Origin of the sequence: Streptomyces sp. ASQP_92, assembly GCF_025399895.1 — a bacterium.
Lineage (GTDB): Bacteria > Actinomycetota > Actinomycetes > Streptomycetales > Streptomycetaceae > Streptomyces.
The window spans coordinates 560,337-574,499 of the sequence record NZ_JAODUA010000001.1; the positions used below are offsets into that span (position 1 = coordinate 560,337).

The following is a 14,163-nucleotide window of genomic DNA, read 5'->3' on the forward strand; positions in this document are numbered from 1 at the left end:
CGACGGCTAGGGGGCGGGGCCCCCGAGCCTCCATCAGTGTCTGCCAGGGGGAATATCCAGATGAACGCGAACCTCAGTCTTGTCGTGACCGCCGGGGACGACCTTGTCATCGAGGAGTTCGGGCGGCACTTCCTGGTCGGACAGGCCTCGGTTCCCTGTGGTCTCACCGGTGTCACCCCGGTACCCGTGGCCGGCGCCCGTGACGCGTCTCGGTACACCGCCTGATGGCGGCCGTCCAGACCGCCGCCCCGCTGCTGGGGTTCAAGCCGCACCTGCGGGTCGAGCAGGTGCCCGGCGAAGCGGTGTACCTGATCTCCGACCAGCGGGTCACCGCACTGCACGGTGAGCAGATCGCCCGGCTCGCCCCCTTCCTCGACGGCACCCGCCCCCTGGAGCGCATAGCCCAGGACACCGCGGACGCGCTTCCTTCTGGGCAGGCCGCCCGGCTGGTGTCGCGGCTGACCGGCGCCGGGCTGCTGTGCGGCCGTGAGCGCCAGGTGAGCGAGCGGGAGACCGCCGAGCAGGCGTACTGGGAAGCGGCGGGACTGGACGGAAACAGGGCGGCGACCGCCCTGGCCCGCGGTGCGGTACGCGTCGTATCGGTGGGCAGCACACAGGCCGCCGAACTGTCCGCGAGCCTCACGGCCGCCGGGCTCACCGTCACCGACAGCCCCGCGGAGCTCACCCTCGTCCTGTGCGACGACTACCTGGATCCCGAACTCGCCGTCCTGGACGCCGAGTTCCGGGCTTCGGGCAGGCGGTGGCTGCCCGTGAAGACCGAGGGCACCGAGATGTGGATCGGCCCCTTCTTCGGGGATCTCGACGGGGCCTGCTGGGCGTGTCTGGCCGAACGCCTGTGGCGGACCCGCCCGGTGGAGGCCCACGTCCAGCGCATGCTGGGCCGCTCGGGCCCGGTGCCCCGGCCCTCGTGCACGTTGCCCGCCGCCCGGCTCGCCGCCCTGCAACTGGCCGGCCTCGAAGCCGCCAAGTGGCTCGCCGGATACCGTGACGCCGCCCAGCAGGCGCTGCGCACGCTCGACGGACTGACCCTTGCCGGGGAACTCCACCCCGTGGTGCGCCGACCCCAATGTTCGAGCTGCGGCGAGCCCGGCATGACCACGGCCCAGGTCGAGGCGCCCGTCGTGCTGCGCTCCCGCATCAAGCGGGACACCGACGGCAACGGCCACCGCAGTCTTACACCCGCGGAACTCCTGGACCGCTTCGGCCACTTGGTAGATCCGGTCACCGGCCTGGTGCGGGGAATCAACCGCCACGCCTGCGGCCCGGAGTTCTTCAACTCGTTCTCCGCCGGCCTCAACCCGGCCGCCGGAACCCAGGGCCTGGGCGCGATACGCGGCGGGCTGCGAGCTTCCTGCGGAGGCAAGGGCGCCACTGAGATCCAGGCCAGGGTCAGCGCCCTGGCCGAGGCGCTCGAACGTCACTCGGGTCACTTCGAGGGCGGCGAGTCCACGGTTCGCGGCACCTACCGCGAGCTGGCCGCGAACGCGATCCACCCCGACACCGTCCAGCTCTACGACGAGCGGCAGTACGCCGACCGCGCCGAGTGGAACGAGCGGCACGGGCCCTTCCAGTACGTCGCCGACCCCTTCGAAGGGGAGAGACCCACCGACTGGACACCGCTGTGGTCGGTGACCGAGCAGCGCCACAAGCTGCTCCCGACCGCGCTGCTCTACTACGGGGCGCCCCAGCCATCCGGCGCCTTCTCCTGCCTGGCCACCTCCAACGGCACCGCCGCCGGGGGAACGATCGAGGACGCCGTGCTCCAGGGCTTCCTCGAACTCGTCGAGCGCGACGCGCTGGCCCTGTGGTGGTACAACCGCACCCGCCACCCGGCCGTGGACCTGGACGCCTTCGACGATCCCTGGATCGGTGAACTGCGGCGCGTACACGCCTCGTTGGGGCGCGAGGTGTGGGTCCTCGATCTCACCGCCGACCTCGGCATCCCGGTCATGGCGGCGCTTTCGAGGATTGCCGACGCCGAAACCGGGCAGCGGCAGGACATCATGTTCGGCTTCGGCGCCCATTTCGACCCCGCGATCGCGCTCCGCCGCGCCCTGACCGAGCTGAACCAGATGATGCCCCATGTGGTGGCCCCCGACGGAAGCGTGTCCCGCGCCGCCGCCGAGGACCCCGACGTACGCGAGTGGCTGCGTACGGCGACCGTCGAGGAGCACACCTATCTGCTTCCCGCCGACTGCGCCCCGACCGGGCCCGCCACGCACGCCTACACTCCGCACGACGACCTGTACGAAGACATCGAGACGGTCGTGGAGCTGTTGCGCGGGAAGGGCATGGAACTGCTCGTCCTCGATCAGACAAGACCCGACGTCGGGCTGCCGGTGGTCAAGGTGGTGGTGCCCGGACTCAGATCGCACTGGGCCCGCTTCGCCCCCGGACGCCTCTTCGACGTCCCGGTACAACTCGGCAGACTGGCCGCGCCGACCCCCTACGAGGAGCTCAACCCGGTCCCGCTCTTCCTCTGAAATCCGTACGACGCACACGAACGCCACACCTGCCGGTGGAAGGACCCCCTCTCATGCGTATCGACCGCCTCGCGGCCCGTGAACTCGGTGAGTTCTGGTCGCTGCGCGAGGACGTCACGGTGCTCTTCGGCCAGAGCACCGTGCTGCGCACGCCATGGGGGGAGCTGCGCCTGGAGCGCCCGGGGGCGCTGCTGCGCGAGGCGCTGCACCGGATGCAGCTCGGCCCGGTGTCCCTCGCCAACGTGGTGCCGGGGTTTCCCGGCTACGACGTGCCCGAGGACGAGTGGAACGACGCCTCGCGGGAGCTGCTCGGCGCGCTCGCGCCGCTCCAGCACCTGATCGTGCGCCATATCGCCATCGGCGCCTCGCCGGTCCTGAGCGTGGTCCCGCTCTCGCCCGACGCCACCTTCACCCCGCCGCCGGTCGCGCCCGGACGTGAACTGAGAGTGCCGACGAGCGTGGTGCTGCGCAGACCGGGACACGATCCCGTGCTGGCGTACGAGGGCTGCGACCACCGCGTCGAGCTGCACGGAGCCGACGGCCCGCGCCTGCTGCTCCACCTGCAGGGCAGCGAGGGCGATTTCCGGTCACCGCTGGACGGGCCGCTGCCGGGGAGTGTCGTCCGGGCGGCCCGCGCCTACGCGGTCGCCGCCGGCATGCTCTCCGCGGTGGATCTCAACGGTGCCGTCCGACTGTGAGAACCGGTCGAGCACTACAGATTCGGCCTCCGGATTACTTATGATCCGGTCCGGAGACGTGCTTCTGACCAAGCACCGAAAACCATGGGGGACAGTTGAAATCAGAAGTAGCCGACCAGGCGGAGGTCTTCTCCGCCGATGTCGGCAGTCAGGTGTTGCCACCTCGCAAAGCGATAGCCATCACGGCTGGGGTGCTGCTCGGCTTCTTCGTGATCGACGGCTCGTATGTGTGGTTCGAGCATCCTCCGCGGTGGGAACTCGCCGCCGCCTTCCTTGGTTTCGCCGCAATCCTGGCGTTGCAACTCGGCCATTCCTTTCCGAGTCTCGCGCCCTGGCCCCCGCGCTACCGGTACGGGACGTGGGCCCTCCAGGGACTGCTCACGTATCTGCCGATCCTCGCGTTCGGGGTCGGCTGGGGCGGGATGACGGAGTTCCTCACGGCCTCCGCGGTGCTGGTCTTCCCCGCGGCGATCGGCTGGCCGCTGTTCTGTCTGGCGGCGGCCGGGGACAGCCTCGTCTTCTTCCACTTCGGGACCGGTTGGGAGACCGCCGTGTACGCGGTCATCGAGGCGGTGCTGATTCCTCTGATCGTGATCGGGCTCTCCCGGATGTCCGACATGATCGTCAAACTGCATCGCTCGCGCGAGGAGCTCTCCCGTCTCGCGGTCGCGAGCGAACGGCTCCGCTTCGCCCGTGACCTGCACGATGTGCTCGGCTTCAGCCTGTCGGCGATCTCCCTCAAGTGTGAACTGGCCTACCGGTTGCTGGCGGACGCGCCCGCCAGGGCGCAGGAGGAACTCGGCGAGGTACTGCGCACGTCGCGCAAGGCGCTCGCCGATGTGCGCTCCGTCAGCCGCGGCTACCGCGAGATGTCACTGTCGGGCGAAGCCAACGCGGCCGCCTCCATGCTCCAGGCCGCGGGCATCCGCACCAGCATGAAGGTCGACGACGGGGCCCTGCCCGTCACCGTGGACACCGTCCTGGCGACCGTGCTGCGCGAGGGCCTGACCAACATGCTGCGGCACAGCAAGGCCGAGCAGTGCGAGATCACGGCCGAACGGCGCGACGGGGCAGCCGCGTTGATCCTCGCCAACGACGGCATCGGCCGCTCACGGCTGCCGAAGACGGGCGCGCACGGCGGACTGGCCGCGCTCGGCTCCCGGGTCCAGGAACTCGGCGGCACCCTCACCCACGGCTGCGACGGCGAGGGCTGGTTCCGCCTGGAAGCCGTCGTGCCCCTGCCCGCGCAGATGGACCGCGAACCCGGCACGAGCAAACCGGTCGTCCCCGAAGCCGACGACGCCGACCGGCCGACGCTCTCGGCCAGGGGATTCGGCCACCCCGACATGGTCCCGCGCGCGGCCGCCGCGATCACCTTCGCGGTTCTGATGGGCTATTTCCTGGCGTACTCGGAAGTCGCCATGGCCTATCACCCCACCTTCGGACACGGGCTGGCGGTGGAGCTCTGCCTCTCCGCCACGCTCGTGATCCAGCTCGTCCTGTCCTTCCAGGGGCGCTTCGCCCGGACGGCCCACAGGCCCCCGGCGCTGCGGTACGCGGCCCTGGGCGCGCTCGTGCTGCTCCAGTTCGTGCCGCCGCTGTTCCTGGGCCCGACGTGGGTGGGACTGCCGGGCTTCGTCGCGGGCGCGGCCTTCCTGACGCTGCCGGCCGCGGCCGCCTGGCCGCTGGTCGCCGCCGTCACGGCCGCGTGCGGCGTCGAGCTGCACCTGGCGGGGAACACCACGTGGGACATCACCTACCAGAGCGCTTACACGGTCATGTGCGGCCTCGTGGTCTTCGGACTGTCCCGCATGGCCCAGCTCGCCTCCGAACTGCACCGCTCCCGCGCCGAGATCGCGCGCCTGGCGGTGACGACGGAGCGGCTCCGCTTCGCGCGCGACCTGCACGATCTGCTCGGTTTCAGCCTGTCGGCGATCACACTCAAGTGCGAACTCGTACGCCGGCTCGCGCAGACCAAGCCGGTGCAGGCCCAGGCCGAGCTGACCGAGGTGCTCGGGATCGCGCGTCAGGCTCTCGCCGACGTGCGTACGGTGGCCGACGGCCGCCAGCGCATGAGCCTGACCGCCGAGGCGGCGAACGCCACCGCGATGCTCGCCGGTGTCGGGATCCGGGCGACCGTGGACACCGACTGCGGAGAGCTGCCGGGCGACGTGGACACCGTCCTGGCGACCATGGTGCGCGAGGGCCTGACCAACATGCTGCGGCACAGCAGGGCCGTCCACTGCGAGATCACCGCGGAGCGCACCCCGGCCGGAGTGCGCCTGACCCTGGTCAACGACGGCGTGGACGGCGGTGCCGCACCGGGTCTCGATTCGAAGGTCAACGGCGGCAGCGGGATCGGTAATCTGACCACGCGGGTCAAGGCGGTGAACGGCCGGCTGGTGGCGGGGGCGCGACCGGACGGCCGCTTCGAGCTCAAGGCGGAGGTCGCGCTCCTCACCACGGCCGCCTGAGGCCCGAGGGCTCGCGGCGCCGGCGCGCCGGACGCGTCACGCATCACCACAATCGAAGAAGCAAGCTCACGGGGGAGACTTGGGGACCGAGGCAGTCGGCCGCGCGGACGGAAGACCGTTGCGCGGGCAGGGGCGAGGCGGGAGGACCGACGCAGTCGGCCGCGCCGGCCCGGCACCGGCGCGTGGGGACGGCCGGGCGCTGCCGCGGCGTACCGCGGTCGCCATCACCGCGGGGGTGCTGCTCGGTTTCATCGTGATCGACGCCAGCCATGTCTGGGCGGAGCACCCCCCGGTGTGGCACGGCGCGGCCGCCGTGTTCGGCTTCGCCGGGATCATGGGGCTGCAACTGGTCCATTCCTTCCCGGGGTTCATCCCCCGGCTCGGGCTCTACCGCTATGCGACCTGGGTGCTGCTCGGGCTGCTCTCGTATGGGCCGATCGCCGTGTTCGGGGCCGCCTGGAGCGGGATGACCGAGTTCTTCGCGGCCTCCGCGGTGCTCGTCTTCCCCGCGGCGGTGGGCTGGCCGCTCTTCGCGTGCGCGGTCGCGGGCGAGTTCGTGCTCTTCCACCATCTGCGGTTCGACGCGGGCGACTTCGTGTACGGCGGCATCGAGGCGGTACTGATCCCGCTCGTCGTCATCGGGCTCTCGCGGATGTCCGCCATGATCGACCGGCTGCACGCCTCGCGCGAGGAGCTGTCCCGGCTCGCGGTGGCGGGGGAGCGGTTACGGTTCGCGCGCGATCTGCACGAGGTGCTCGGGCTCAGCCTCTCCGCGATCTCCCTCAAGTGCGAGCTGGCCTACCGGCTGCTCGCGGACACCCCCGCCCGGGCGCAGGAGGAGGTCGGCGAGGTGCTGCGCACCGCGCGCAAGGCGCTCGCCGATGTGCGGTCGGTCAGCCGCGGCTACCGCCAGATGTCCCTCTCGGACGAGGCGAACGCGGCGGTCTCCATGCTCTCGGCGGCGGGGATCGACACCACCGTGCGCCACCGCTGCGGCGAACTGCCCGCGACCGTGGACACCATCCTCGCCACCGTGCTCGGCGAGGGCCTGACCAACATGCTGCGGCACAGCAAGGCCGAGCGCTGTGTGATCACCACCGAGCGCGGCGGGGGCGTCGCCGTGCTCGTCCTCGCCAACGACGGTGTCGGCGGCGGCCGTTCGGGCCGGCCCGGGCCGCACAGCGGCCTCGCCGCGCTCGACTCCCGGCTGCGCGAACTCGGCGGCACCCTGACCCATGGCGCCGACGGCCGGGGCTGGTTCAGACTGCGGGCGGTCGTCCCGCTGCGGCATGAGGCGGGGCTGCCCCGCGCCGGGTGCACGGCCCGGCGCGGCCCGAGCGGCGACCGGCGCAGGGCGGCCCGGCCCGGGCGCACCGATGTGATGCCCCGCGCGGCCGGCGCGATCACCCTCGCGGTGCTGGTGGGCTACTTCTTCGCGTACTCCGCCGAGGGCTGGTCCTACGCCCCGTACGCGCGCGGGCTGCCCACCGTGGAGTTCTGTCTGCTGGGCTCGCTCGCGCTCCAGCTCGCCGAGTCCTTCCACTGGCGCCACTCCTGGGGGCCGCGCCGGCGGGGCCCGCTGCGGTACGGGGCGCTGGGGGCGCAGGCGCTTCTCCAGTTCGTGCCGTTCCTGGCGTTCGGCAAGCAGTGGGCGGGGCTGCCCGGCTTCCTCGCCGGGTCGGCGCTGCTCGTGCTGCCCTCGGTGGCCGCGTGGCCGGTTCTGGTCCTCGTCACGGCCGCGAGCGCCGCCGCCCAGTACGCGGTGGGCGTCCCCGTGCAGGACGTGATCTACGAGGCCGCGTACACCCCGATCTGCGCGGTGGTCGTCTTCGGGCTGACCAGAATGGCCCAGGTGGCCACCGAACTCCACCGCTCCCGCACCGCGATCGCCCGCCTCGCGGTGAGCACCGAGCGGCTCCGCTTCGCGCGCGACCTGCACGATCTGCTCGGGTTCAGCCTGTCGGCGATCACGCTCAAGTGCGAGCTGGTACGCCGGCTCGCACCGACCCGGCCCATCCAGGCGCGGCACGAGCTGACCGAGGTGCTCGGCATCGTCCGCGAGGCGCTCGCCGATGTGCGCACGGTGGCGGGCGGCAGTCTGCGGATGTGTCTGACCGACGAGACCGAGCACGCCATCGCCATGCTCACCGGCGCCGGCATCCACGCCACCGTCCGCCTCGACTGCGGCGAGCTGCCCGGCGATGTGGAGACGGTGCTCGCCACGATGGTCCGCGAGGGCCTGACCAACATGCTGCGGCACAGCAAGCCGGAGTGCTGCGAGATCACCGCCGAGCGCACGGCGGGCGCGGTACGGCTGACCCTCGTCAACGACGGCGCGTACGGGGTGGGCGAGGCCGCGGTCGCCGCGCGGGTGGGCGGCGGCAGCGGGATCGGCAATCTGACCACCCGGGTCGAGGCGGTCAACGGCCGCCTGACGGCGGGGCCCCGGCCGGACGGCCGGTTCGAGCTGCGCGCCGAGGTGGCCCTGCTCGCGGCGTGAGCGGACGGGACCACCCGGCCCCGGCGCGGGAGAGCGGGCGGGCCGGGCCCCCTGGCCGGAGGAGAGCGCACGGGCCCGGCCCCGGCGGAGCAGAAACGATTCGGCTGGGGCTGGGGCCGGTGCTGGCGCTGTTTTGATGGTTGGGTCGCGGTGCTGGGACGCCGGCTTCCGCGTACGGCACGGGTCCTGTCCCGGACCGGTCGGTCAGACCGAGTGGAGCCACCCCGCCTCGCGGGCGATGCGGATCGCGTCGACCCGGTTACGCGCGTTGAGTTTGCTGACGGCCGAGGTCAGATAGTTGCGTACGGTGCCGGACGACAGATGGAGCCGGGACGCGATCTGGCCGGCCTCCATCCCCCCCGAGGCCAGTTGCAGCACCTCCCGCTCGCGGTCGGTGAGCGGGGAGGGGCCGGAGTCCAGGGTGGCGAGCGCCAGTTGGGGGTCGATGACCCGCTCGCCCGCCGCCACCTGGCGGATCGCGGCGCAGAGGCTGTCGGGGTCGGAGTCCTTCGGCAGGAACCCCGAGACATGGGCGGCCAGCGCCCGTCTGAGGTTTCCCGGTCTGCCCAGGCTGGTCAGGATGAGCGTGCGGCACTCCGGTACCGAGGTGTGCAATCCGGCCGCGGCGGTGATGCCGTCGGTGCCGGGCAGATCGATGTCGAGAACGGCGACATCCGGCCGCATCGCCATCGCGGTCGGCACGATGTCCGTACCGGACGACAGCTCGGCCACGACTTCCAGGTCGGGCTCCAGTTCAATGAGCGACACCAATGCCTTGCGCAGCATATGCATGTCTTCGGCAATCAGAACTCGCACCATGGTGCCCCCCGTTGTGCTGGATCATGGGTCGGTCGTAGCGATTATGCAATAGGCCGGGGCCGGGACCCGGGGCCGAGCCCAATTGGGCACATGCCGTTTCAGGACCGGTACGAGGGATTCCGCACCCGCGCCTTTCAGCCAGAACCCGACCACGGCTCAAGTGGTTGCTCCCATCCTCCCTCCACCCAGGCGCCGTCCGGCGGCCAGGGGGAAGGGAGAGGTGACGTGAACATGAACGGACACCCCAGCTCGGAAGGTGTTCTCTGACATGCCCGGCCGGAAGAACCAGGATGTTCCGGACGGACCGGAGAGCTCCGGCCGCCGCCCCAAGGGCCGCTGGCGTCGCCTCATCGGCCGCTGTCTGCGACCCGTGGGCGAGGCCCTCATGGTCCATGGCGGTGTCGACATGTATCTGACCGCCGCCGACGGGAACCGGGCCCGGCTGCACTCGCTCGACAGCGGCTTCCGTCTGATGCTGCGCACCGACGCCGACGGGCCGCCGCCCGGCCACCCCGAACGGCTGCGCCCCGATGTCCCGCTCACCCGCCAGGAACTCATGCTCCTGCAGGACCTGCTGAACGAGGTGCCCGGACACAGAAGATGAGCGGCCCGGCCGCCCCAGCACAGTTGATCTTCAAGTACCCGTCGAGGGCGGAGGAACAGAGTAGGAGGACCAACCATCCGTCCGAGCACCAGGGAGCAGAGGATGACCCCAGCGAAGAGCTTCACGCAGGCACTGGCGGCCCGGTTCGCCGACAGAGCCGCACGGACCGCGCTGCTCCGCCTGGACGGTGAGGGCAACGCCGACGGGCACACCTACCGGGAACTCGACGCGCGGGCCAGGGCCGTCGCGGCCGCGCTGCTGCGCCGCCGCGCGGCCGGCCGGCCCGTCCTGATCTCCATGGACGGCGGCCCGCACACCGTAGCCGCCCTGCTCGGCTGCCTGTACGCGGGCGCGGTCGCCGTCCCCGTGCCGCCACCGGACGCCTCGCGGGCCGCCGCCGAACGCACCCACGCCATCGCCGCCGAGACCGACGCCGCCGTCCTGCTCACCGAGTCCGCGCACGCCCCCGAACTCTCCCGCCGCCTCGCCGAGGCGGGGCGCTCCGCGGTGGTGTGCCTGGCCGTCGACTGTCTGCCCGAGGACGGCGCCGACTGGCAGCCGCCCGCCCTGGACGGCACCGACATCGCGCTGCTCCAGTACACCTCCGGCTCCACCGCCGCCCCGCGCGGCGTCCAGGTCACCCACGCCAACCTCCTCGCCACCATGGAGACGCTGCGCGCCACGCTCGGCACCGACGAGAACTCCCGCATCGGCGGCTGGCTCCCGCTCCACCACGACCTCGGCCTCATCGGCCAGCTCCTGCACCCGCTCTGGCTCGGCGCCACCGCCGTCCTGATGCCCGCGCGCCGGTTCGCCGCCGACCCGCTGAGCTGGCTGCGTGCGGTGGCCCGGCACGGCGTCACCGTCACCGCCGCCCCCGACTCCGCGTACGCCCGGTGCCTGGCCGCCGTCACCGACGACGACCTCGCCGGCCTCGACCTGAGCGCCCTGACCACCGCCGTCAACGCCTCCGAGCCGGTCTCCGCCGTCACCCTCACCGCCTTCGCCCACCGCTTCGCCGCCGCGGGCCTGCGCCCCGGCGCGCTCGCCGCCGGATACGGGCTCGCCGAGGCCACCCTTCTGGTCAGCCTCGCCGACCGGCTGCCGCCCGCACCGGCCACCGTGTCCGCCGAAGGCCTGGAGCGGGGCGCGTTGACGCCGCCGGTGCCGGGCCACCCGGTGCGCACCCTGGCGAGCTGCGGACCCGCGCGGGGCGTCACCGTACGCATCGTCGACCCCGAGAGCCGCGCCGTGCTGCCCGACGGGTCGGTCGGTGAGATCTGGGTGCGCGGCGAGGCCGTCGCCGACGGCTACTGGCGCCGCCCCCTGGAGACCGCCGCCGCCTTCGGGCACGCCACCACCTCCGGCGAGTACGGCTTTGTGCGCACCGGCGACCTCGGCGCACTGCGCGACGGCGAGCTCTATCCGACCGGCCGCATCAAGGACGCCCTGCTCGTCGACGGCCGCACCCTGCACCCCCAGGAGGCCGAACGCCAACTCGCCCAGTCCGGAGCCCCGTTCGGCTCCGCCGTGGTCCTGGCCACGCCCGCCGAGCACGAGGAGATCGTGGCCATCCAGGAGATCCGGGGCGCCGGCTGGAGCCGGGGCCAGCTCGCCGACCTCGCCGAGCGGGTGCGCGGCTGCCTCCACGAGGAGTTCGGCGCCTCGCTCGGCGGCGTGGTCCTGGTCCGCCCCGGCACCGTGCGCCGCACCACCAGCGGCAAGGTCCGCCGCTCGCTCATGCGCGAGCTCTATCTGCGCGGCGAACTGCGCCCGCTGTACGCATCGGCGCCTCCGTACGCCGCAGAAGGAGGCTGAGCCCATGCCCATCGCCGCCGTCCGGGTCACCGACCCGGACGTACGCCACCGCGCCGAGCGGCTGGAATTCCGCTTCGGCGACCCCTGCGACCCGGCCAACCCCCTGGGCTTCCGCGCCCTGCTCGCCGCCGACGGGAACAGTGAACTCCTGTCCGCAGCCGAGGAGTTGCTCGACGAGGAGGGCTTCGGCGCCGAGCTGGTGCCCCGCGCGCTCGGCGGCCGGCTGCGCGACGCCGACGAGCTCATGCGGATGCTGCGCCCGGTCTTCCGCCGCGATGTCGCCCTCGCCTTCGGCTACGGCATCACCTCGCTGTTCGCGGCCGCCCCGGTGTTCGCCGCCGGCTCGCCCGACCAGCGCGCGAGCGTGGCCCGCCTGCTGGTGTCGGGCGGCCGCGCGGCCATCGTGCACCGCTCGCTCGCCCACGGCAGCGCGATGCTGCGCGGCGAGCTCGGCGCCATGCAGTACTCCGGCGGCTTCGTCCTGGACGGCCGCAAGGACGTGGTCATCAACGCCGAACGCGCGGGCGCCGTCGTCGCCCACGTCCGCACCGACCCCGCCCCCGGCCCCGCCTCCCACTCCGTGTTCCTGCTCGACCCGGCCCAACTCCCGCCCGACGGCGTGCGGTTGCTCAAGCGGCAGCCCACCACCGGTATGCGCGGCTGCCGCTTCGCCGGGTACGAGTTCGACCAGTGCGAGGTCCCGGGTGAGGCACTGGTCGGTGACCTCGGCTCCGGGGTGCGCCTTGCCCTGCGCACCTTCCAGCTCAACCGCACCCTGATCACCGGCGCCGTCATCGCCTCCGTGGACACCGTGCTGCGCGCCTCGGTGCGGGCCGCCCTCTCCGGCGGCACCCTCGGAAGACGCCAACGCGGCGTCCTGGCCGGGGTGTTCGCGGACCTGCTCGCCGGGGACGCCATGGCCACCTCCGTCCTGCGCGCCCTGTCCCTGCTGCCCGGGGCGGCCCATCTGGCCGCGGCCGAACTCAAGTACCTCGTACCGGACCTGCTCAGGGACGACCTGGAGGAGCTCGCCACGGTGCTCGGCGCCGGCGGCTACAGCCGCGACACCGACCAGGGCATGCTCGGCAAACTCCTGCGCGACCTGCCCGCCGCCGGGCTCGGACACGCCGGAACCGCCTCCTGCCAGGCCGTGGTGATTCCCCAGCTCCCGGTCCTGGCCCGGCATGCGTGGGGTCGCGAGGCCGAACCGCCCGCCGCCCTGTACGACACCGCCGAGCCCCTGCCCCACCTGGACATCGGCGCCCTCGAAGTGGCGGGCGGCGGGGACTTCCTGGCCGCCTCCCTCACCGCCTCGGCCGCGCGCCTGGCCGGCGCGGCGCCCGAGGGACCCCACGGCGAGGCGCTCCGTACGATGGCGGCCGCCTTCCACGCCGACCTGCTGGCCGTGCGCGAGGCGTGCCTGGCCATCGAGCCCGGCGACCGGGCCGCGCTCGCGAGCCCCGCCACCGCCGCGCTCGCCGACCGGCACTCCGTCCTGTCCGCGGCCGGGGCCGCCCTCGCGGTGTGGGAGCACCACCGCCGCGGCTCCGGGTTCCTCGCCGACCCCGCCTGGCTGGTGGTCGCCCTGCACCGCTACGGGCGCAGGCTCGGCCTCACCCTTCCTCCGCTGCCACCGGACTGCGTCGACCGGGTGGCGGAGGAGCTGCTGGCGCGCTTTCGCGCCGGCCGCGGTTTCGATCTCCACGACGCGCCTCTGGCGGAAGCAGGTACCCCATGAGCCCCCTCGCACGGACGGGCATCGCCGAACCCCTTCTGATGCCGGGACCCGACAGCCCATGGAGCCGGGTGCGGCAGTCCATGGCGTGGCACGGCCATGTGGTGGTGCACGCGAACTGGCGGGACTGGCTGCCCGCGGCCATCGCCGACCCCCAGCTGCGCCCGCTGCTCGGCCCCCGCGACTGGCAGCGCCTCAACAACCTCCCCGACCCCGAGGCCCGCGACCGCTTCGCCGCCTCCCGCCTCCTCGTGAAGTACACCGCGGGCGCCGCCCTCCAGACCCCGCCCGAGACCGTGGAGCTCGCCTCCAAGGCGGGCGGGCGCCCCTATCTGCGCGGCTGCGACCAGATCGAGGTCAGCCTCAGTCACACCCGGGACCTGCTGGTGGTGGGGCTCAACCGGCGCGGCCGGATCGGCGTCGACACCGAGCTCGCCGACCGCCGCATCCAGTACTCCGCCGTCCAGCGCCATCTGTGCACCCCCGCCGAGCGCCGCTGGCTGAGCACCCTGGAGGAGGCCGAGCAGCAGCGCGGCCTGGTGCGCACCTGGACGCTGAAGGAGGCGTACACCAAGGCGCTCGGGCAGGGCATGCGGATGGGCTTCACCCAGTTCGGCTTCGACGCCGAGGCCACCAGCCTGCTCACCCCCCAGGGCGAGCCCGCCTCGCACGGCGAGTGGGCCTTCGCCACCTTCGAACTCGACGGCGGCTATCTGGTGGGGGTCGCCTGCCACGACGCGGGGCTGCGCGACGACGGGGACACGGCGGTCTCCACCATGCTCGACGAGGGCTTCCTCGGCGAGGTCGTCGACCTGGTCGGCCGCGTACCGCACTGAGCGGGCCCGGACGGCACGAAGGCCCCCTCGACTCCTGGGGAAGGAGGCGAGGGGGCCTTCGCGTTACGTCTTCACTAGCACCGCGCCCGCGTGGCGAACGCGTCCGCGCGCGGCACTGGGGTGCCGTCGGGGAGCGGTAGAGGGGCCGCTTGATCCCGTCGGGCGGTCGATCAGA

10 protein-coding genes are annotated in these 14,163 nt (G+C 72.8%); 9 read left to right on the top strand and 1 reads right to left on the bottom strand.

Translation table 11 applies throughout. From position 1 onward, the window contains the following. Positions 1 to 60 precede the first annotated feature (60 nt). The 5 genes from N4G70_RS02435 (at position 61) to N4G70_RS02455 (ending at position 8,176) form a co-directional block, all read left to right on the top strand. On the top strand, positions 61 to 225 hold the full coding sequence (locus N4G70_RS02435) for a hypothetical protein (RefSeq protein WP_261710678.1): 165 nt from the start codon (positions 61 to 63) through the stop codon (positions 223 to 225). Beyond that, entirely contained in the window at positions 225 to 2,504 is a 2,280-nt protein-coding gene (locus N4G70_RS02440) for a TOMM precursor leader peptide-binding protein (protein WP_261710679.1), read from the top strand. The genes N4G70_RS02435 and N4G70_RS02440 overlap by 1 nt, the downstream gene beginning before the upstream one ends. Before the next feature lie 53 nt (positions 2,505 to 2,557). Then, on the top strand, positions 2,558 to 3,202 hold the full coding sequence (locus N4G70_RS02445) for a hypothetical protein (protein WP_261710680.1): 645 nt from the start codon (positions 2,558 to 2,560) through the stop codon (positions 3,200 to 3,202). Between the two features lie 95 nt (positions 3,203 to 3,297). Next, positions 3,298 to 5,676 (top strand): sensor histidine kinase, encoded by a 2,379-nt coding sequence (locus tag N4G70_RS02450; protein ID WP_261710681.1) that lies wholly within the window; start codon positions 3,298 to 3,300, stop codon positions 5,674 to 5,676. 235 nt (positions 5,677 to 5,911) lie between these two features. Further along, entirely contained in the window at positions 5,912 to 8,176 is a 2,265-nt protein-coding gene (locus N4G70_RS02455; protein ID WP_261710682.1) for a sensor histidine kinase, read from the top strand. A 204-nt stretch (positions 8,177 to 8,380) separates the two neighbouring features. Here N4G70_RS02455 and N4G70_RS02460 read toward each other — a convergent pair whose 3' ends face one another. After that, on the bottom strand, positions 8,381 to 8,995 hold the full coding sequence (locus N4G70_RS02460; RefSeq protein ID WP_120723506.1) for a DNA-binding response regulator: 615 nt from the start codon (positions 8,993 to 8,995) through the stop codon (positions 8,381 to 8,383). A 268-nt stretch (positions 8,996 to 9,263) separates the two neighbouring features. Here N4G70_RS02460 and N4G70_RS02465 point away from each other — a divergent pair, with 268 nt between their 5' ends. The 4 genes from N4G70_RS02465 to N4G70_RS02480 all read left to right on the top strand — a co-directional run bounded on the left by N4G70_RS02465 (position 9,264) and on the right by N4G70_RS02480 (position 13,988). Continuing rightward, on the top strand, positions 9,264 to 9,599 hold the full coding sequence (locus N4G70_RS02465; RefSeq protein WP_261710683.1) for a DUF6059 family protein: 336 nt from the start codon (positions 9,264 to 9,266) through the stop codon (positions 9,597 to 9,599). A 102-nt stretch (positions 9,600 to 9,701) separates the two neighbouring features. Then, positions 9,702 to 11,417: a fatty acyl-AMP ligase gene (locus tag N4G70_RS02470; protein WP_261710685.1), complete on the top strand. Its 1,716-nt coding sequence runs from the start codon at positions 9,702 to 9,704 to the stop codon at positions 11,415 to 11,417. Between the two features lie 4 nt (positions 11,418 to 11,421). Continuing rightward, complete coding sequence (locus N4G70_RS02475) at positions 11,422 to 13,155, top strand: acyl-CoA dehydrogenase (RefSeq protein WP_261710686.1); 1,734 nt, start codon at positions 11,422 to 11,424, stop codon at positions 13,153 to 13,155. Then, positions 13,152 to 13,988: a 4'-phosphopantetheinyl transferase superfamily protein gene (locus tag N4G70_RS02480; protein WP_261710687.1), complete on the top strand. Its 837-nt coding sequence runs from the start codon at positions 13,152 to 13,154 to the stop codon at positions 13,986 to 13,988. The genes N4G70_RS02475 and N4G70_RS02480 overlap by 4 nt, the downstream gene beginning before the upstream one ends. Positions 13,989 to 14,163: the final 175 nt, after the last annotated feature.

Bases quoted from the DNA above. Each gene is read 5' to 3' on its own strand.
- N4G70_RS02435 (WP_261710678.1), top strand. From the start codon at position 61: ATGAACGCGAACCTCAGTCTTGTCGTGACCGCCGGGGACGACCTTGTC.
- N4G70_RS02440 (WP_261710679.1), top strand. From the start codon at position 225: ATGGCGGCCGTCCAGACCGCCGCCCCGCTGCTGGGGTTCAAGCCGCAC.
- N4G70_RS02445 (WP_261710680.1), top strand. From the start codon at position 2,558: ATGCGTATCGACCGCCTCGCGGCCCGTGAACTCGGTGAGTTCTGGTCG.
- N4G70_RS02460 (WP_120723506.1), bottom strand. From the start codon at position 8,995: ATGGTGCGAGTTCTGATTGCCGAAGACATGCATATGCTGCGCAAGGCA.
- N4G70_RS02465 (WP_261710683.1), top strand. From the start codon at position 9,264: ATGCCCGGCCGGAAGAACCAGGATGTTCCGGACGGACCGGAGAGCTCC.
- N4G70_RS02470 (WP_261710685.1), top strand. From the start codon at position 9,702: ATGACCCCAGCGAAGAGCTTCACGCAGGCACTGGCGGCCCGGTTCGCC.
- N4G70_RS02475 (WP_261710686.1), top strand. From the start codon at position 11,422: ATGCCCATCGCCGCCGTCCGGGTCACCGACCCGGACGTACGCCACCGC.
- N4G70_RS02480 (WP_261710687.1), top strand. From the start codon at position 13,152: ATGAGCCCCCTCGCACGGACGGGCATCGCCGAACCCCTTCTGATGCCG.